19 protein-coding genes and 1 pseudogene are annotated in these 17,594 nt (G+C 53.1%); 13 read left to right on the top strand and 7 right to left on the bottom strand.

What is annotated here, in order from left to right; translation table 11 throughout:
- Nucleotides 1–48 precede the first annotated feature (48 nt).
- From ACYVRB_RS09355 to ACYVRB_RS09325, 7 genes are all read left to right on the top strand, one after another.
- On the top strand, nucleotides 49–741 hold the full coding sequence (locus ACYVRB_RS09355; RefSeq protein WP_461215013.1) for a 2,3-diphosphoglycerate-dependent phosphoglycerate mutase: 693 nt from the start codon (nucleotides 49–51) through the stop codon (nucleotides 739–741).
- A 278-nt stretch (nucleotides 742–1,019) separates the two neighbouring features.
- Nucleotides 1,020–2,474, top strand: coding sequence for an L-aspartate oxidase (gene nadB, locus ACYVRB_RS09350; RefSeq protein ID WP_461215011.1), 1,455 nt, complete (start codon nucleotides 1,020–1,022; stop codon nucleotides 2,472–2,474).
- Nucleotides 2,475–2,476: 2 nt separating this feature from the next.
- Entirely contained in the window at nucleotides 2,477–3,565 is a 1,089-nt protein-coding gene (nadA, locus tag ACYVRB_RS09345) for a quinolinate synthase NadA (protein WP_461215010.1), read from the top strand.
- Nucleotides 3,566–3,576: 11 nt separating this feature from the next.
- Nucleotides 3,577–4,677: a cysteine desulfurase family protein gene (locus tag ACYVRB_RS09340; RefSeq protein WP_461215009.1), complete on the top strand. Its 1,101-nt coding sequence runs from the start codon at nucleotides 3,577–3,579 to the stop codon at nucleotides 4,675–4,677.
- Between the two features lie 264 nt (nucleotides 4,678–4,941).
- Nucleotides 4,942–5,277: a thioredoxin family protein gene (locus ACYVRB_RS09335; protein WP_461215007.1), complete on the top strand. Its 336-nt coding sequence runs from the start codon at nucleotides 4,942–4,944 to the stop codon at nucleotides 5,275–5,277.
- Complete coding sequence (locus ACYVRB_RS09330; protein ID WP_461215005.1) at nucleotides 5,277–6,263, top strand: linear amide C-N hydrolase; 987 nt, start codon at nucleotides 5,277–5,279, stop codon at nucleotides 6,261–6,263. The genes ACYVRB_RS09335 and ACYVRB_RS09330 overlap by 1 nt, the downstream gene beginning before the upstream one ends.
- A 1-nt stretch (nucleotide 6,264) precedes the next feature.
- A complete protein-coding gene (locus tag ACYVRB_RS09325; RefSeq protein ID WP_461215003.1) occupies nucleotides 6,265–6,951 on the top strand; it encodes a Tim44 domain-containing protein in 687 nt (228 codons plus the stop codon).
- Nucleotides 6,952–7,024: 73 nt separating this feature from the next.
- Here ACYVRB_RS09325 and ACYVRB_RS09320 read toward each other — a convergent pair whose 3' ends face one another.
- Nucleotides 7,025–7,561 carry a GNAT family N-acetyltransferase gene (locus tag ACYVRB_RS09320; protein WP_461215001.1) on the bottom strand — a complete coding sequence of 179 codons (537 nt, stop codon included), beginning with the start codon at nucleotides 7,559–7,561 and terminating at the stop codon, nucleotides 7,025–7,027.
- A gap of 18 nt (nucleotides 7,562–7,579) precedes the next feature.
- Nucleotides 7,580–7,990: a peptide deformylase gene (locus ACYVRB_RS09315; protein WP_461214999.1), complete on the bottom strand. Its 411-nt coding sequence runs from the start codon at nucleotides 7,988–7,990 to the stop codon at nucleotides 7,580–7,582.
- A 269-nt stretch (nucleotides 7,991–8,259) separates the two neighbouring features.
- Here ACYVRB_RS09315 and ACYVRB_RS09310 point away from each other — a divergent pair, with 269 nt between their 5' ends.
- The 5 genes from ACYVRB_RS09310 (at nucleotide 8,260) to ACYVRB_RS09290 (ending at nucleotide 13,608) form a co-directional block, all read left to right on the top strand.
- Entirely contained in the window at nucleotides 8,260–10,077 is a 1,818-nt protein-coding gene (locus tag ACYVRB_RS09310; RefSeq protein WP_461214997.1) for an OPT/YSL family transporter, read from the top strand.
- A gap of 88 nt (nucleotides 10,078–10,165) precedes the next feature.
- The gene (locus ACYVRB_RS09305) at nucleotides 10,166–11,575 is read left to right on the top strand and encodes a C69 family dipeptidase (RefSeq protein ID WP_461214995.1); all 1,410 of its coding nucleotides are present in this window, start codon (nucleotides 10,166–10,168) and stop codon (nucleotides 11,573–11,575) included.
- Between the two features lie 100 nt (nucleotides 11,576–11,675).
- Complete coding sequence (sdaAB, locus tag ACYVRB_RS09300) at nucleotides 11,676–12,341, top strand: L-serine ammonia-lyase, iron-sulfur-dependent subunit beta (protein ID WP_461214993.1); 666 nt, start codon at nucleotides 11,676–11,678, stop codon at nucleotides 12,339–12,341.
- A 15-nt stretch (nucleotides 12,342–12,356) separates the two neighbouring features.
- Nucleotides 12,357–13,220 (top strand): L-serine ammonia-lyase, iron-sulfur-dependent, subunit alpha, encoded by an 864-nt coding sequence (gene sdaAA / locus ACYVRB_RS09295; protein WP_461214991.1) that lies wholly within the window; start codon nucleotides 12,357–12,359, stop codon nucleotides 13,218–13,220.
- 82 nt (nucleotides 13,221–13,302) lie between these two features.
- The gene (locus ACYVRB_RS09290) at nucleotides 13,303–13,608 is read left to right on the top strand and encodes a hypothetical protein (protein ID WP_461214990.1); all 306 of its coding nucleotides are present in this window, start codon (nucleotides 13,303–13,305) and stop codon (nucleotides 13,606–13,608) included.
- 76 nt (nucleotides 13,609–13,684) lie between these two features.
- Here the strand turns inward: ACYVRB_RS09290 and ACYVRB_RS09285 are convergent, their stop codons facing one another.
- From ACYVRB_RS09285 to ACYVRB_RS09265, 5 genes are all read right to left on the bottom strand, one after another.
- Complete coding sequence (locus ACYVRB_RS09285) at nucleotides 13,685–14,899, bottom strand: tyrosine-type recombinase/integrase (protein ID WP_461214988.1); 1,215 nt, start codon at nucleotides 14,897–14,899, stop codon at nucleotides 13,685–13,687.
- 171 nt (nucleotides 14,900–15,070) lie between these two features.
- A complete protein-coding gene (locus tag ACYVRB_RS09280; protein WP_461214986.1) occupies nucleotides 15,071–15,781 on the bottom strand; it encodes an Ltp family lipoprotein in 711 nt (236 codons plus the stop codon).
- Nucleotides 15,782–15,850: 69 nt separating this feature from the next.
- Nucleotides 15,851–16,252: a DUF4429 domain-containing protein gene (locus ACYVRB_RS09275; protein WP_461214985.1), complete on the bottom strand. Its 402-nt coding sequence runs from the start codon at nucleotides 16,250–16,252 to the stop codon at nucleotides 15,851–15,853.
- 86 nt (nucleotides 16,253–16,338) lie between these two features.
- Nucleotides 16,339–16,749, bottom strand: a complete 411-nt coding sequence (locus ACYVRB_RS09270; protein WP_407893435.1) for a hypothetical protein — start codon at nucleotides 16,747–16,749, stop codon at nucleotides 16,339–16,341.
- Nucleotides 16,750–17,082, bottom strand: a complete 333-nt coding sequence (locus tag ACYVRB_RS09265) for a helix-turn-helix domain-containing protein (RefSeq protein WP_461214984.1) — start codon at nucleotides 17,080–17,082, stop codon at nucleotides 16,750–16,752.
- A gap of 274 nt (nucleotides 17,083–17,356) precedes the next feature.
- Here ACYVRB_RS09265 and ACYVRB_RS09260 point away from each other — a divergent pair.
- Nucleotides 17,357–17,594, top strand: a pseudogene (locus tag ACYVRB_RS09260) (hypothetical protein); the annotation flags it as partial.

Genomic DNA, 17,594 nt, shown 5'->3' with positions numbered 1-17,594 from the left:
GCGGTATTATAAGATGATACTAAAAATATTAAGCGAGGTAATCTCTAGATGGCTAAATTAGTGCTTATCCGTCACGGTCAAAGTGAATGGAACCTGTCTAACCAGTTCACTGGCTGGGTCGACGTTAACTTAAGCGACAAAGGTGTTGAAGAAGCAAAGGCGGCTGGTCGCAAGATCAAAGAAGCTGGCCTTGAATTCGACCAAGCTTACACCTCCGTTTTGACCCGTGCGATCAAGACGTTGCACTTTGCACTCGAAGAATCCGACCAACTTTGGATCCCAGAAACCAAGACCTGGCGCCTGAACGAACGCCATTACGGTGCTTTGCAAGGCCAAAACAAGGCTGAAGCTGCTAAAAAGTGGGGCGACGAACAAGTGCACATCTGGCGTCGTTCTTACGACACCCTGCCTCCTCTGTTGAGCGCTGACGACGAAGGCTCTGCAGCCCAAGACCGTCGTTACGCTAACCTGGACCCACGCATCGTTCCTGGTGGTGAAAACCTTAAGGTCACTCTGGAACGGGTTATCCCATTCTGGGAAGACCATATTGCCCCAGATCTGTTAGCTGGCAAGAACGTTATCATCGCAGCGCATGGTAACTCCCTGCGTGCCTTGACCAAGTACATCGAAAACATTTCCGACGAAGACATTATCAACTTGGAAATGGCTACCGGCGAACCAGTTGTCTACACCTTCAACGACAAGTTGGAAGTTCAAGACAAGACTAAGCTCGGCAAGTAATTTATAAAAACCACTGATACGTCTGCAGAGATGCAGGCGTATTTTTTTGACTTTAAGCATGTGGATGAGCGGAATGGGCGTGACTGATCGTGTGACATAGAATTGCACAATCAACGTTGTGCCAATCCGCGGGATTGCCAATTCCGAGGCGTAAAAGTTGCGTGTCTTTACAGGAAGGTGTACAAATGACATCAAGGTGTCAGGTCACCTTTTTTAATTTCCTGAATAAAAGTAATTTTGACTAAATAGTAGATATGGCACGCAGGAGGCAATCTTTCATGAAAAAAGTGATCATTTTAGGCGGCGGTTTGGCCGGGTGTTACCTGGCAACACAATTACAAGACACTTGTGATGTCGTAATTGTCACCAAAGGCGATCAACGTGCCAGCAATTCGATGCTGGCCCAAGGAGGAATTGCCGCATCATTGGATCCTGGCGACAGTCCAGAAGCCCACGAGGCCGACACGATGAAAGCCGGGGTTTATCACAACCGTGAACGAGCAGTGAAACAGCTTGTCACCACCGGCCCACAATTACTGGCACAATTGATCAAAGAGGGGATGCCGTTCGATCGGCGGCCTGATGGTAGCTTGAGTTTTGGCCTTGAAGGCGCACACAGTTTTCACCGCATCTTACACGCCAACGGGGATCGTACCGGCGAGGCCTTGACCAGCTTTGTGCAAAGCCTGTTGCACCGTGTGACCTGGGAGACGTACACAGAGGCGCTGGCACTTGCGGTTTCTGACAATCGTTGCCAAGGTGTCGTGGTGCGGCATCTCAAAGATGGACGTCAGGAAACCTTGGCTGCAGACGCGGTGGTGTTGGCAACAGGGGGCCTTGGAAACTTGTTTGATTTCACCACTAACGATCATACCGTCACCGGCGATGGGATTGCGCTGGCTAAGCGTGCCGGTGCGCGTCTGGCCGACATGGCGTTTGTCCAGTTTCACCCGACGCTGTTGAGCCTGAACCACCGCTGTTATGGGCTGATCACAGAAGCCATTCGCGGTGCCGGTGCGGTGCTGGTCGATGAAAACGACCACCGGATCATGGCCGGCGTGCCGCGTGCGGATCTCGCGCCACGTGACGTGGTGGCTCGGCATCTCACCGCATGGCAAGCCAAGGGACACCAGCTGTTTCTGGATATCTCGGCTGTCCAGGATTTTGAACTGCATTTTCCAGGCGTCACCGCCAACCTCGACAAGCATCAAGTCCCGTTTCGCGAAACGAAGCGTATCCCGATCCAGCCTGGCGCGCACTTTATGATGGGCGGCGTCGACACGGATCTCAACGCCCAAACGTCGATCTCGCGGTTGTGGGCGGTCGGCGAAGTCGCCTGCAATGGCGTCCACGGCGCCAACCGCCTTGCCAGCAACTCCTTGCTCGATTGTCTCGTCAGCGGGCAAAAAGCCGCTGACGCGATCGCGGCCTTGCCAGCGGCGACACTGCCAGAATTGCCACTGCCAGCCAGCACGAAGCGCGCGGCGCAATTGCCGACGCTTGCGACCCTGCAACACCGCGCCTGGAAAGATCTGGGCGTTGAGCGGACGCATGAACAGCTGCACGCGTTTTTGAATTGGCTGCACCAGTTCAATTACGCGCAGGTCGATGTGTTGACCTGGTCGGCTGAAGAATTGACTGTCGCCAACTTGTGTCTGTGCAGTCAACTGATCGCCGAAGCCGCCCTTGCAGAGCCGAAGAGCTTAGGGGCACATTACTTGAAGGAGGCCTAGTCATGTTATTGACCGAATTGAAACAAAAGCAGGCGTTCAGCCGCTATTATGATGAAGACCCAGCAGAGCAGATCGCTCGAATCAAGGCGATCAAGGAATCGTTTGGCGAGCGCCTGTTGCTTGTCGCCCATCATTATCAAAAAGACGAGGTGGTGCAATTTGCTGACGCCACCGGTGATTCGCTGAAACTCGCCCAGATCGCGGCCAATAACCATACCGCACAAAAAATCGTCTTCTGTGGCGTCCACTTCATGGCTGAAACGGCTGACATCTTGACCGGCGCCAACCAAGACGTCGTTTTACCAGATCCGATGGCCGGCTGTTCCATGGCGGATATGGCCAACACCTACCAGCTTAACGCCGCTTGGCAGAGTTTGACGGCGCAATATGGTGACAGCATTATCCCAGTCACCTATGTGAACTCGACGGCGGCCATCAAGGCGTTTGTGGGCGAACACGGCGGCATCGTCGTCACCAGCGGCAACGCCAAAAAAATCGTTAGCTGGGCGTTGAGCCAAGCCCGACATCTGCTGTTCTTGCCGGATCAATACCTTGGACGCAATACCGCCATGGCGCTGGGCGTCCCAGAAGCCCAAATCGGGTTGTGGGATCAACAAGCCGGCAAGCTGGCCCAACCCGGCGATTACCGCGTCGTGTTGTGGAACGGGTATTGTTCGGTCCACCAGCAGTTTGCCGTTGACCAGATCACGCAGCTGCGTGCCAAGTATCCTGATATCAAGATCATCGTGCATTCTGAATGCAAACATGAAGTCGTCGAGGCCGCCGATGCGTCGGGGTCGACCGGTGACATCATTCACTACATCCAAAACGCCACGGTTGGCACCCGTATCGCGGTGGGGACGGACAACAACTTGGTTGGCCGGCTGATCAAGACGTACACGAACCAAAAAGTCATGTACCTCAATCCTTATTCTTGTGCCTGCATCTTGATGAATCGCATCGACTTGCCGCATCTGGCCTGGACGATGGATGAGCTGCGTGCCGGTCGCGAGGCCAATGTGATCACAGTGGATGATAAGACCGCTCACTGGGCAAAAGTCGCGTTGAACCGCATGCTGGCCTTGAGCTAGGAGGGAGAGTCATGATCTATTTTGATCACGCCGCCACAACGCCGATGAGTCCTGCGGCGTTAGACGCGTATACGGAAGTCGCCAAACATTTTTATGCCAACAGCGAAAGCCTGCATCGTGCAGGCAATGAAGCCGGGCAACTGGTGCAAGACGCACGCTTGCAAGTGGCTCGCCAACTTGGCGTACCGGCAGACGGACTGATTTTCACCAGCGGCGGTACCGAGGCCAATCAGCTGGGAATCGAAGCGTTGGCGACTGGTAGCGACAGGCGCGAGATCCTTGTCAGCCCCTTGGAGCATTCGTCGGTGTATGAGATTTTGGATCGTCTGGCGCGCATGCAAGACTTCACGATCCGGGAACTGCCGGTCGATGAATCAGGGCATGTCACCCCTGACGCCCTCACTGCTGAACTGAGTGACCAGACGGGGTTGGTGGTTGTCCAGGCCGTCAACGCCATCACCGGTATCGTTCAGGATGTGACCGCGCTGAATGCCGTCGCTCAAGCACAAAAGGTGCCGCTGTTTGTCGATGCCGTGCAAGGCGTGGCCAAGGTGCCGCTGGTGTTGACAGACTTGGCAGGCTTTTCGGTCAGCGCGCATAAGTTCAACGGACCCAAGAGTTGTGGCTTTTTGTACCTGTCGCCTGCGGTGCCTTCTCAGCCGCGGTTTCACAACGTTTTCCAACAAAACGGGTACCTGCCTGGAACAATGGACGTGCCTGGCATCGTCAGTTCGGAAACGGCGTTAGAAGCGGCCATGGCCGGACGCGACGCCAGCTTGAAACAGCTTAGCGCATTGCGCAAGCAACTGTTGGCTGGGTTGGCAGACACGATCATGCCGGTCGTGCCGGATGGCGGGTTCCCTGGGATCATCGGCTTGTTGTTGCCGCATACCCAAGGCCAAGAAGCCGCCACTTGGCTGGGCCAGCACGATATCTGCTTGTCAACGGTCAGCGCCTGCAGCATCAAGGATCCGCGCCCGGACAAGACGTTGCAAGCCCTTGGGCTGACGGAAGACCAAGCGGCGCGGTATCTTCGGCTGTCGCTGGGGCCGACGAATACCGCCGATGAAGTTGCACGCGTGTTACAGGTATTGAATGAACGCTATGCATAAAGCGGGTTTAGTATCGTGTCGAAGGGCCCTGACGAGTAAATCCCAAACTTAGGATTTGCTTGGCAGGGCCTTTCGACGCTAATGTGATGCTTGATGGCTCGTACATCGCTGTAATCATCGTGGTGATTTCGTGAATGCTAATTTTAGCTTGTTCGCTTGTTTATTTGAAAAAGGTGACAATGCGCCAATTTGGATCGATGTCTCGTTCACTGATTTGGGTGACATGCTATAATGAACCACAAAACGATAAGGATGGTGTCAGGCATGCGACAAGCGATCGAATTGATCCATGATGAAGATTATGCTCAGGCCACGGCAACTGGATTAGTGGTGGTCGACTTCCGGATGGACTTTTGCCCTGGGTGTGAGCGGATGGATTTTGTGTTGAATCGCTTGGCCCAAACCTACCGGGGACAGGCCCGCTTTGTGGCGCTGTCGATCAATCAAGATTTCCGCGTGGCAGAAGCGATCGGGGTGCAAAGTGCGCCAACGGTTTTGGTCAAACAAGACGGCCAAATCGTTGCCCATTTCTTTGGCGCCCAGCCCCAACGCAAAGTTGAGACCGTGTTGCAACGGTATCTGCCCAAGGCGGTCGGCTGATGTGTACGAGTATCCATCTCGTTGCCAAGGACCTGACTCATGTGTTGGCAAGAACGATGGACTGGCCACAACTGGACGTGGCGCCGGTGTTTGTGCCGCGCGGGTACCAATGGCACAGTCCGTTTGATCATCGCGCGTACGCCAACCGCTACGCCATGGTTGGTGGCGGGACGCCAACCGCTTTGCGTATTGATATCTCAGACGGGGTCAACGAATACGGGCTGTGTGTGCAAAAACTCACCTTCGCCAACGGCGCCAACTTGCAGACACAGCGGCGTAGCGATCGCATCCAGCTGGCGCCTTTTGAGCTGAGTTTCTGGTTGTTGGGCAACTGTCGCTCGGTGGCTGACGTGCAGGCACGCCTGCCGGAAATTGAGCTGATGGCCGATGCCCAAAGCGATACGCCGTATGGTTATCCGGAGCTTCATTTTGCGCTGAGTGATCCCACAGGGGCGATCGCGGTGTTAGAGCCGACAACAACGCCGTTGCGGCTCCGCGCCAATCCCTTGGGTGTGGTTACCAACAGTCCAGATTTTGACGAGCAGTTGCGGCGGCTACAGGCCTATGTCGAATTTACGCCGGCTTTTCTCGCCGGCCGGGTGCCGTTAAACACGCCGCGGGTGACGACCGGGCGTCTGTCGGGCAAGCAGGTGCCGTCGGGCTCGTATTCACCAGGCGGTCGGTTCGTGAGGGCTGCTTATATGAAGGAACGCGTCGATCAGCCGGTGGCTGCTGATGACGCTGTGTTGACGGCATGGCGGTTGTTGGATGGTGTCAGCGTGCCCAAGTCTTCTGAGCATCAGCGGACTTATTCTGTGTACCGGTCGGTGATGGTTGCTGAATCGCGGCGGTATTATTTTCAGGCCTATCACCAAGTTCAGCCGGTGTGTCTCACATTGACCGATGACCTGTTGCAGGCAACGACGCCCCAGTTTTTCCCGGTGGCCGACCGCTTCGAAGTGCGAGACGTTCGATTCGAGGATTAAGATGAAAAAAATATTGGTGACACTCATGTTAGGATTGGCTTTGATCGCCGCACCAACGGTTTCCGTGCAAGCGCGTGCCGGTGGTGTGATCGGTGGCGGCCATGTTCATGTGACGACTGGTCGCAGCACCGGCATCGGACGTTCGATCTACGGTGGGCGTGGCCTGCACCGCGGCATCGGGCGTGGGGTCTATATGGGTGGTGCAGGGCTGATCGTCTTCGTGGTCGTGATCGGCCTGGCACTAGCCCGCCGGCGTCGTCCCGCAGCTTCAAGGGTGACGTCGACGTCAAGCGAGCCTATCGACGCCGACTTGGCCAAGGCGTTCGAGCCGCTTTTTTATCATGTTGAAAAAGCCTGGTCGGATAACGACCAAGCCACCTTGGCCACGTTGATGACCGCAAAATTTTATAAGCATCAAAAAGCGATCCTCGATCGCTGGGAGAAACAAGGCAAGCGCAACCGGCTTGAAGACGTCGTCATCATCGCTACCGCCCAAGAGCGTAGCGATGCCGATCATCCCCATGTTGTGGTGACCGCTCAGGCGCGCGATTACATCGAAGCCTTGAACCAACCAGCGGCAGTCAACCAGGCACGGCGCGACCAGGCGTTGCTGGCGCGCTTCACCGAGGTGTGGGAGCTGGCCTACGCCGAAGACGGGCGGCTATTGGTTGCCAAGATCCGCCAATGAACGAGTAGTGAAAAAGCATCGAGACAGTTTGCCTATTGGAGGCTGTCTCGATGTTTTTTTGATGGCGGCAATCTCAGTCTGTTTTTAAGCGTACATATTGGTTAGCATCTTGATAGCCGTCTTGGCGTAACAGGGCATCGCGACAACTCGCCTCAAGCGTAAAGCCGGCGTGTTTGGCGACGCGGTTGGCCGCTTGATTGACGACTGCCGTGCGAATGCACAATCGGTGGTAAGGATAATCTGTGAAGGCCAACGCGCACATGCCAGCCAACGCGCGGGTCATGATCTTTTGGCCGCGGTACTCAGCCCCGAGCCAAAAGGCGATGTTGGCGCTGTGATTGACCGCATCGAGATCTGTGAACGCGATCATGCCGGCAATCTCGTCACAATAATGGATGACGTAATGGCGCGCCTGATCAGAGGCGTTGGCGAACAACGCTTGCTGTAACCAGGCCTGCTCGGCAGCGGCGGTTTGGATGCGTGGGACCCAAGTAAAATGCTGCGCCAGCGCCTGGCGATCGTTTGTGATCAAGTCAAACAAAGGCGTGGCATCTGCTTGCGGCCGTGGTAGTGCTAAGCTGACTTCATCATCGATGCGGAATGTGAACATGATATCTTCTTTCCGAGGTCAGATCAAAATGCCGTTGCAATGGTCGATCTCATGTTGAATGATTTGGGCTAAAAAGCCGGTGAACGTTTGCGTGTGGATCTGCCATTGGGCGTCACGATAATGAACCGTGATCGTCTCAAAACGATTGGCAGACCGCTCACCGCGCAGCGACAGGCAGCCTTCTTGCGCGGTGAAAGGGCGCTGTTTGGCAGTGATCTGGGGATTAATCAAAATCAGTTGTAGCGGTCCGGTTGCGGCGATGATGATGCGGACGTTGACGCCGATCATATTAGCCGCCATCCCGACACACCGATCTGCGTTGGCGGTTAAGGTATCGCGTAGATCATTGACGATGCCGAGATCTGCTTTTGTCGCCGTGCGCGATGGCTGGGCAAGTGTTAGTTGGTCGTAGTTGATTGGCCGAATCATAGAAATCCTCCTCAGTGATAGGTCAATTATAGACACAAGAACCCGATGAGAAAAAGAAAGTTTCCTCATTCAAGTAAAAATAAAGATATTAATCGGACAGAGGCCTGTCAACGGCGACATCCGATAATACCGAAAGATTTCAAATATTACTCGCAATTTTATTCGCTAAATGGCGACTGCAAACGACCTTGTGAGAGCTTATTCAGAATGATTGCGCCTCCTTTACGACTGTTCTACCATGCAGACACATAGATTCTAAGGAGGCATTCATGGAAAAGCAAGGCAGAGCAAGTGGCTTCGTGATCATGGTGGGGGTGGTGTTGGCGGCGATTTTTGCGGCAAGTACCGCCTATTCGGGGATGAAGGCAGGCTTGACCGTAGCAGCTGGCATTCCCGGTGCGATCATCGGTTCCGGGCTGGTGCAAGCGTTCGCCAAGGCGCAAGGCATGCAGGGCAAAAACTTGATTCAAGGGATGTCGAGTGGAGGGGAATCGATCGCTTCGGGGATGATCTACGTGGTGCCGGCAATCATCTTGATCGGTGGCCGGGTGAATTTTTGGGCAGGGATTACTGTCGGCGCCTTGGCGGTGTTGTTTGCCGTCGGGGTGGCGTCTCTGGTCGAGCATTACATGGTGGTTGAAGAAGACGGCCATCTGCAATATCCAGAATCACAAGCGATCGCCACGGCACTAAAAGCCGGTGAAACCAAGACTGACAGTCTCGCACAGATGGCGTGGGGCTTTGGCATCGGAGGGCTGTTGACTGCCTTGTCGACGCAAGTGCTCGGGTGGATCAACACGACGATGACGTTTTTTGGGAACAATCACTATCGCTGGAAGTTTGCCTTAGAGGTCAACCCGATGTTGGCCGGCATCGGCTTTGTAGTGGGCATGGAAGTGTCGGTGACGATGTTTGCCGGATCGCTTCTCGCCAACTTTGGCATCACGCCGTTGGTGGCATATTTTGCGGCGATGGCGCACGACAGCGCAACGGTGTGGAACGCCGAAGCGGCGGTCAACACGCTGTCCATCGACGCCTTGGCTGGCGCGTATTCCAAATATATTGGGGCCGGCATGATGCTTTGCGGGGGGTTGATCGGGGCAATTAAGCTGATACCGGTCATCAAAATCAGCTTGCAACAAACCCTCGGCGCGTCTTCGGGCAACAAGCGTGACTTGTTAGGACTGTTTGGTTTAGGCATTGCTGCCGTCGGGTTGTTCGCCGTTGGCCTGTTGGTTGCCAACAACTTGTTGCTGGCAGTGATTGCCACCGTTTTGGCGTTGGTCTTGGCGTTGTTGTTTGTCATCGTGTCTGCCCGCATGGCTGGGACGATCGGTTGTTCCAACGCGCCGGTGTCGGGGATGACGATTGCCAGTCTCGTGGTGATGACTTTGGTGTTTGTCATCATGGGCTGGTCGGATAATCAGCACACGCAATGGCTGCTATTGTTTGGGGTCTTTATCGTCACGGCAATCTCCGTTGGAGGCGCGTATACCCAGACGCAAAAAGTCAACTTCTTGGTGCAAGGCCAGCGGCGGCAGCTGCGCAAGTGGTTTATCACTGCGGCGTTGATCGGGGTCGTGGTCGTCATCGCCACCACGAGCCTGTTGGCGCCCCAGCTGGCGAAAACCGGTGCCAATCCACCATTCGGGTTACCACAAGCGAACCTGATCGCAACGCTGACCGCCGGGATCATGTCGGGTGAACTGCCTTGGATCATGATCATCATCGGCGTCGTTTTGGCGCTTGTCTGCGGCTTGCTGCGTCTGCCGATCATGACGGTCGCGTTGGGTTTTTACCTGCCGATGGCAACGACCAGCATCATTTTGGTGGGTGCGCTTTTGCGCTGGGTGGTCACGGCTTCGGCGAAGACACCAGCGCTGGCAGAACAACGCGCCAACTCTGGCGTCAGTCTCGCCAGCGGGCTGATCGCTGGCGGCTCTTTGATTGGCTTGATCGGGATCGGGTTGCAGGTCAGCGGCGTTTTGACGCCAGGGCATCCCAGCGGCGTGTGGCCAACCGTTAGCCTTTTGGTCATTCTGGTGCTGGCGATCGTGTTGCCGCTGGTCAAAAGCCGGCGTGGGTAGGATAATAGTAAGGCAGTGAATTGACCGCGTACAGACGCTGCCAGGAAACAAGCGATTAGATCGTTGTCAAACAAGGAGGAATTCATTCATGATCCGTTCTGCATGTACCTCGATTATGGTTGGTAAGGCCGCAACGCTAGAAGGGGCGACTTACATCTCACGCAATGAAGATCGGCTTAAGGCCATTCATCGCAAGCGTGTGATCGTGCAACCGGCAGTGTCAGGTCGGGACCAGACGTTCGTTTCTGCTTATAACGGGCTGACCGTGCCGCTGCCGGCAACCGGGTATCGTTATACCGCCACCCCAGACGCTGATCAAAGCGCCGGCCCCAACGAAGAAGACGGCTTCAACAGCATGAACGTCGGCGAATCTGCGACAGAATCGGTTTATGCCAACCAGCGCGTGTTAGCGCACGATCCCTACGTCACCAACGGGCTGGCAGAAGACGCCTTGACCACCTTGGTGTTGCCGTTTATCGATTCCGCAAAAGACGGCGTGCAATACTTAGGCGAACTGGTGGCAAAATATGGTTCCGCTGAGGGTAACGGCGTGCAGTTTAGCGATGAAAACGACGTGTGGTACATGGAAATCGTCACCGGCCACATGTGGGTTGCCGTGCGGATCCCTGATGATTGTTACGCAGTGGCGGCCAACCAAGTCGCGATCCAGCAGATCGATTTTGATGATCCGGATAACTACATGTGGGCACCTGGTATCCGCGAGTTTGTGGCGGAACACCACCTCAATCCGGATTTTGAAGGATTCAATTTCCGGCACATTTTCGGGACCGACACGGAAAAAGATCATCATTACAACACCCCACGCGTCTGGTTTGCCCAACGGTATTTCAATCCTGAAGACCAAGGCCAGGACCCGGAATCTGCAGAGCTGCCGTTCATCCGCAAGCCTAGCCGCAAGCTGAGTATCGAAGACATTCAATATGTGTTGAAGTCACATTTTGATGAGACCCAATACGATCCGTTAGGCGGCGGCAGCGACCACGATAAGCTGACGTATCGTGCCATCAGCCTGTCGCGGACGGCCAATTCTCATATTTTGCAGATGCGGCCCGATGGGTTGAAAGGTGTGCAATGGGTCGGCTTTGGCGTTCCGACCTTCTGCCCACACGTGCCGATGTTCACCAATGCCAACGCCATCGATGACTCGTATGCGTACGTCCCAGAAAAGCTCGACTTGAAGTCAGCCTACTGGTTGTATGAGGCCTTAGCGATGGTGGTCGAAAGCCACTACGCAGACTTCATTCAGGCCGATCTGGATTACCAAAAAGAACTGGGCGAATGGGCCCGCCGCAAGCTTGCGGCAGTCGCTGCGGAAGCAGACAAGTTAGACGGTGAGGCTTTGACGGCGTATCTGACGGCGCAAAACCAGGAGATCGTCGCCCATTACAACCAAGTCACCCAAGACTTCTTGTTCGACTTGATCGCGCAAGGCACGGAATTGTCGGCCTTGACTTTCAAGATGGATCCCAACCTGTGAGTGGCAAGCGGCTGCGGCCGCTTTTTTGCTGGGCCGCGGTGCTCGACTAACATGGGTAATCGTGTTACCGTGTAACTATCAAAACGGATGGAGAAAAATTATGCCAGAAGTACGGTTTCACAGTGTTTTTGATATCATCGGCCCGGTCATGGTCGGTCCAAGCTCTTCGCATACCGCCGGCGCGGCCCGGATCGGGCGTGTCGTCCGTGAAATTTTTGGTGAAGCGCCTGAGCGTATCGATGTGTATTTGTATGAATCGTTTGCCAAGACGTATCGCGGCCACGGTACCGACGTCGCCATTGTCGGCGGGTTGTTGGGCATGGCGCCAGATGACGCGCGCTTGCCGGACTCGTTGAAGATCGCTCATGAGCAAGGCATCAAAGTGACTTTCGTGCCTAAGTCGGACAAAGTCGACCATCCTAACTCTGCGCGAATCGCGTTGCAAAAAGGCGAGCATAAGCTGACCGTTTTGGGCGAGTCGATCGGCGGTGGGAATATCCGGATCACCGAGTTGAACGGGTTTAAGATCTCCTTGTCGATGGGGACCCCGACTTATATCACGATCCACGACGACGTGCCCGGGATGATCGCCGCGGTCACTCAGATCTTCTCTGAAGCGACGATCAATATCGGCACGATGACGGTCACGCGGGAAGCCAAAGGTGAACGGGCGATCATGATCATCGAAGTCGATGCTTATGAACCAGAGATCTTGGCGCGGTTGCGCGACTTGCCGCACATGGTCAACGTGACGTTCTTCGAATAGGAAGAGGAGACAAACATGTTTTATACGATCAGTGAATTAGTCGAACAAGCACACCATTATCCCTCTGTCGCGGAGCTGATGATCGCGACAGAATTGGACAACACAACTCGGACGCGCGAACAGGTGCGCAACATGATGGCACGGAACCTAGAGGTCATGGAACAGTCTGTCAAAGAAGGGGTTGCCGGCGTAAAGTCGCGCACCGGTTTGACCGGCGGCGAGGCCAAAAAAATGGACGCCTATATTCAAGCAGGCGATTTCTTGTCCGGTCAACCGATCCTCGAAGCAGTCCGTAACGCGGTTGCGGTTAATGAGGTCAACGCCAAAATGGGTCTGATCTGCGCGACGCCGACCGCCGGTTCCGCCGGCGTGTTGGCTGGTGTGTTAACAGCGACGCGCGATCGTCTGAAGTTGACTCGCGACCAACAGATCGATTTCTTGTTTAGTGCCGGCGCATTCGGGTTGGTCATCGCCAACAACGCCGGCATCGCTGGGGCTGAAGGCGGCTGTCAAGAAGAAGTCGGCTCGGCCGCGGCGATGGCGGCAGCCGCTCTGGTGCTGGCCAAAGGTGGCAGCGTTGAGCAGGCGAGTGCGGCTGTTGCCATTACGCTTCAGAACATGATGGGGCTGGTTTGTGACCCTGTCGCCGGGTTGGTAGAGGTGCCTTGCGTCAAGCGTAATGCGCTGGGGGCCAGTCAAGCGATGATTTCAGCAGACATGGCGCTTACGGGGATGATCTCGGTGATTCCAACCGATGAAGTGATCGACGCTGTGCGTCGCGTCGGCGTGCAATTGCCAAGCAGCTTGCGGGAAACCGGCGAAGGCGGCTTGGCCGCGACACCGACTGCGGTACGGCTCAAGAAAGAGATTTTTGGGTAATCTGCAGATATTTGGCATTCTGGTATAGTACAGCCAGCAACTATGTTATACTTAATGTGAATTTGATGAGGAGTCGTGAGGCATGGGTGAAGAAGACAATGATCGCATCTTAATTTTGGATGTGTTAGGCCGGATCAACAAAAAATTGAATATTCATTCGAGCTCGCTTTTATTCCTTGAATTTGGCTTTACGCAAGATGAAATCGATCAGCTTAACCAGTTCATGATGACACAGATGATTGCAGACCACACGGTGACGACTAAGGCGTTGGGGCGTGTGGTCGAAGCCACTAAGCCAGAGCTTGGTGGTGAACAGTCGCAGGCCTTTGCTGTCCGTTTAATGCGTGCCTGGGTTGAAGAAGGCATGTTCAAAGGCGTGATGGATTAAGCACTAGAGCCGCAAGGGATACAGCCCCTTAGCGGCTCTTTTTTTGTAAAAAGGCCAGAAAAAGGCCAGATTTGAGCTAGTTAACTGTTTTTCTGGTGTCCTCGCCGGCTACATACTTATTGAATAAAGATTCAGCGCGAACGACACCAGATTTGGTTTGGTGGATGTAGTGTCCGAGCGTGAACCGGCCGTTGGAATGTCCCAACACCGCCGCAATATCGGCGATGTCGGCACCGGCCTGGCTGGATAGGGTCGCCTTGGTGTGGCGCAGACCGTGTAAGGAGATTCGATGTACGCCGGCAGTCTTACAGACCGTCGTCATCCAACGAGTAGGATCATCGCCAGACATGAGGTTCGTTGGATCGTCCTGAGACGTAAAAATCCAATTCTCCTTGGTGATCATCTGCTGTCCCTGATCTTGGCGCCATTGAAGCTGATCGGCTTGCCACGTCCGCAAGGCATCGATGGCATCGCCGTCAAGCAGGAGCTGGCGCATGCCGCTCACAGTTTTGGTGGCACCGATGTACTCGCCGAGCTCATCCGAGTATTTGACGGCACGCTGCACCTTGAGTTCGCCAGTCTCCCAGTTGATATCCGACCACTTAAGCGCGCGCACTTCGCTGCGGCGCATTCCAGTCGACGCGGTGACCGACAAAAAGGCATGGCTCATCGCCCATTGCTGATTCGGTGAGACATCTTCTTGGGACATGGCGCGCAGAGTTTCCATAAAGGTCCGCAGCTCCTCGAGGTCAAACCAGTTCTGCTTGATTGTCTTCTTCGCCACCTTGCCTTTGCGGGGATTCTGGATGTAGTCGAATGGGTTAGTTTGGATGTAACCGCAACGAACGGCGAACCGCATGATCTGCGAGGCGCGTGCCTTGAAGTCATCCCAGCGCACGAAGCGCTTGGCGACGTCTAGCGTCCACTTCTCAGCATCCATGATGGTGATTGCGTCGACGAAGTACTCGCCGAGTTCGGGGAGGATGTGATTCTCGAACTGCTTCTTCACCTTAGATGAAGTGCTGGGCTCGACGTTCGGTTTGTACAGCGGCCACCATTGCTCGTAGACGTCGCTGAAGCGCACACGGGTAATCTTCTTCACGATGGTCGTTTGCGCCTTGAATTCGGCTTGTGCGGCCTCATAAGCGTCCTTAGCATCAAGCTTCGTTGAGAAGCCCCGGCGGTTGAAATATTTTTCTTCGCCGGTTTTCTGATTTGTGCCCAAGTATCCCTTGACCTGCCAAAACTTCTTTGAGTTGTTTTTCTTGGTGTAACTTGTATATTTTGTCATTTGTATTGTCCTTTCGTTCGCGCTCGCACACGCAATTTAGGACAAGAGGGTGGGCATCACCTCCTTTCAGGTGTAAAATGAGTACACAAAGAGCACACACCTGTTGTAAGTTTTTTGCCATTGCGTCCACCCTCTACCGGCCAAAGTTGAGGGGTGGGCGCTTTTTCATTTTTATTTATTCAAGTTTTGCACTGCATATTGCGCTTCTGCGGCAGTGAATTTCTCACCGTATGACGAAGAAAGTTGTTGCTGAATATCCGCAGTGGACATCTGCTGTTCGGATTGATAGCTCTTAGCTTTTTCTAACGCGTTTTTGTTGTAGTCAACTTTAATATGGTCGACTGCATATTGTGCTTCGGCTGCGGTAAACTTTTCACCGCTAGCTGAGGAAAGCTGATCGTAGATGCCTTGCTTGGACATGTACTCGCTGTCACCGTAGTCTTGTCCCTTTTTCATTGCGTTCTCGTTATAGTTCGCTTTCAAGTTGTCAACAGCATACTGGGCAGCCTTCGCATCGAAGTTACCACCATATTCGGATGTAAGCTGATCATAGATTCCTTGTTTTGACATGTGCATCTTTGAAGAATATCCCTTGGCTTGCAATAGCGCGTTGAGATAGTCTACTGGAACGTTCGGCTTCTTAGACGATGATGTTGCTTTTGCTTCGCTATTTGATGAACTTGATTTTTTTGAAGACGATGATTTTTTTGCTACTTTTGATGATGAAGTGGATTCTTTGGAACTGGAATCATCATCGCCGGAGCCCCCAATCCCGTTCACCCCGACAATTACAAAAAAGACAACGATAACCCAAAACCAGACGCGCTTATAAAATGGTTTCTTTACTTTCGGAGCTTTTGTTCCGAGCTGTTTCTTAGCCATAATAATTCCCCCAAATTCAATTTTCCCCAGCTTTTAACGCCGTTCCGGTCTGGGCGTATTGTTATATGGTTAATTACGACGATCTTCGTCGACGATAGCTTGCTCAATGATCTTGCGTAGCTCTAAAACTTGTGGTTTCTCTTTTTTCAAGAAGGTAACAGTATTCTCATCTTTGACGGCATCGAATATGCCAGCCTTAGTATCTGTCGAGCCAGGGTAAACAAACTGAAAGTACCCAACGGTCACACCCGGCTCCTTAATTTGAAAGCCCGTAAGCGTAGAAAGCCGGATTGACTTCTCACCGTCAAGTCCTTGCAAAATGAGATTTGAAAGAGTTCCACCACGAGTGATACGAACGAAGTGATCATCAACTCGGATCACATTCTTTTGAAATTGGAAAGATTTTTCACCTTCAACCGGTGGATAAATATTTGTGTTTTCTGGTGCATTTTCATCCCTTTTTCCAAACATAATAATTCCCCCACATGGTAATATATATTTGGTGATAGCATATTACCCAGCCCCTTTGTCCGTGCCCGCGGATGAGGGGGCTTTTTCTATTCTGCGGGTAAAAGTCGTTTCGCGGCGCGCCAAACATTTTCTTCGTAACCCATCGGAATCATAAACTCATTAACGAAGTCGGCGATGTTAAACATTGATTGAGGCGTATCGCTTGGTACATAGCACTCCATCAAAATATCAATCGCCCCACGGGTGGCCGCAGCCTCCTCAGGGTCTGTTGGTGTGCGTGTGTATTGAGCATTATCAGTACCATCTGCGAGTACGTGGCTAAATTCATGCGCAAACTGCAATGGAATTTCCTGTTTTCGAGCCCAGCCAAGGTTCATGAAAACTAGTCTTTGTGACGGAATAGCCAACGGAATCCAATCAGGTGCATGCGTGCCAGCATCGACGTTTATGTGATGGTCGAAGGCAAAGGACAACAAAGGGTCAAGACTAACAGCCATCTACTTACCTCCATCAAGGATACGGCGAATCATTTCCATTTCTTCCGGTGGAATAGGCCGGCCATTCCAAGACATGATGGTGTCAGGATCGTCAGAGGCTGCTTTCAAGTCGATTTGTCTTGGCTCGATTTCATCAGCTTCACCTGTTAAATCAGCATAGGTGACATCTAAGACCTTTGCCGTAGCAAGAATTGAAGGCTTTGATGGCGTGTAGTCAGTCTTGTTCCACTTGTAGATGGCATTGATACTTAATCCGGCTCTTAGCGCAACTTCTTGTAAGCTAAGTCCGCGTAATTTTGCATATTTTTTTGTGTTCTCAAACAGCAGTGTCACGGCGTTTGTCCTCCCAAAACTGCTGTTGACAAATAATCTTAGAGATTAAAGTATTGACAATAATAATCCTGAAGATTATAGTTTAGTCATCAGCTTGGTTGTTAAGTTGTTAAAGAAAAGCAATCCACTTCCTGTAATCGTTGGCAGACGAGTAAAAGTAGGATGCGGTCGCGGTTCTTTAACTATGCCCTGATTTTATCCTAAGGATTAAAAAAGGTCAACACTTTAATAGCTGAAATCTTTAATTAACAAAAGGAAGTAGGTGAACCAAGGAATGACGCTGATTGAGAAACGTTTCAAGAAGCGGCTCATTGACAAAGAAATGAGCCAAAAAGAAGTGGCTGACCACTTCGGCTGGTCAAGCCAGTATCTCCGTCAATTGTTAACCTGGATTATTCATAGAATTTCAAAAAAGCAGCGCAATCCCATGATTCACACGGGACTGCGCTGCTTTGGTGTTTCACCCATTGGGTGCGCCTATATGCTAAGGTTGAGTCGACGAAAACCATCAC

The sequence above is a fragment of the Lacticaseibacillus boliensis genome (assembly GCF_054784775.1).
The sequence above is the reverse complement of the archived record's forward strand: the minus strand, read 5'-3'. Positions and strand labels throughout refer to the sequence as shown.

Bases quoted from the DNA above. Each gene is read 5' to 3' on its own strand.
- ACYVRB_RS09310 (WP_461214997.1), top strand. From the start codon at position 8,260: ATGGAAAAGCAAGGCAGAGCAAGTGGCTTCGTGATCATGGTGGGGGTG.
- sdaAB (WP_461214993.1), top strand. From the start codon at position 11,676: ATGCCAGAAGTACGGTTTCACAGTGTTTTTGATATCATCGGCCCGGTC.
- ACYVRB_RS09290 (WP_461214990.1), top strand. From the start codon at position 13,303: ATGGGTGAAGAAGACAATGATCGCATCTTAATTTTGGATGTGTTAGGC.
- nadA (WP_461215010.1), top strand. From the start codon at position 2,477: ATGTTATTGACCGAATTGAAACAAAAGCAGGCGTTCAGCCGCTATTAT.
- ACYVRB_RS09330 (WP_461215005.1), top strand. From the start codon at position 5,277: ATGTGTACGAGTATCCATCTCGTTGCCAAGGACCTGACTCATGTGTTG.
- sdaAA (WP_461214991.1), top strand. From the start codon at position 12,357: ATGTTTTATACGATCAGTGAATTAGTCGAACAAGCACACCATTATCCC.
- ACYVRB_RS09275 (WP_461214985.1), bottom strand. From the start codon at position 16,252: ATGTTTGGAAAAAGGGATGAAAATGCACCAGAAAACACAAATATTTAT.
- ACYVRB_RS09355 (WP_461215013.1), top strand. From the start codon at position 49: ATGGCTAAATTAGTGCTTATCCGTCACGGTCAAAGTGAATGGAACCTG.
- ACYVRB_RS09305 (WP_461214995.1), top strand. From the start codon at position 10,166: ATGATCCGTTCTGCATGTACCTCGATTATGGTTGGTAAGGCCGCAACG.
- ACYVRB_RS09270 (WP_407893435.1), bottom strand. From the start codon at position 16,749: ATGGCTGTTAGTCTTGACCCTTTGTTGTCCTTTGCCTTCGACCATCAC.
- ACYVRB_RS09340 (WP_461215009.1), top strand. From the start codon at position 3,577: ATGATCTATTTTGATCACGCCGCCACAACGCCGATGAGTCCTGCGGCG.
- ACYVRB_RS09320 (WP_461215001.1), bottom strand. From the start codon at position 7,561: ATGTTCACATTCCGCATCGATGATGAAGTCAGCTTAGCACTACCACGG.
- ACYVRB_RS09280 (WP_461214986.1), bottom strand. From the start codon at position 15,781: ATGGCTAAGAAACAGCTCGGAACAAAAGCTCCGAAAGTAAAGAAACCA.
- nadB (WP_461215011.1), top strand. From the start codon at position 1,020: ATGAAAAAAGTGATCATTTTAGGCGGCGGTTTGGCCGGGTGTTACCTG.
- ACYVRB_RS09335 (WP_461215007.1), top strand. From the start codon at position 4,942: ATGCGACAAGCGATCGAATTGATCCATGATGAAGATTATGCTCAGGCC.
- ACYVRB_RS09285 (WP_461214988.1), bottom strand. From the start codon at position 14,899: ATGACAAAATATACAAGTTACACCAAGAAAAACAACTCAAAGAAGTTT.
- ACYVRB_RS09315 (WP_461214999.1), bottom strand. From the start codon at position 7,990: ATGATTCGGCCAATCAACTACGACCAACTAACACTTGCCCAGCCATCG.
- ACYVRB_RS09325 (WP_461215003.1), top strand. From the start codon at position 6,265: ATGAAAAAAATATTGGTGACACTCATGTTAGGATTGGCTTTGATCGCC.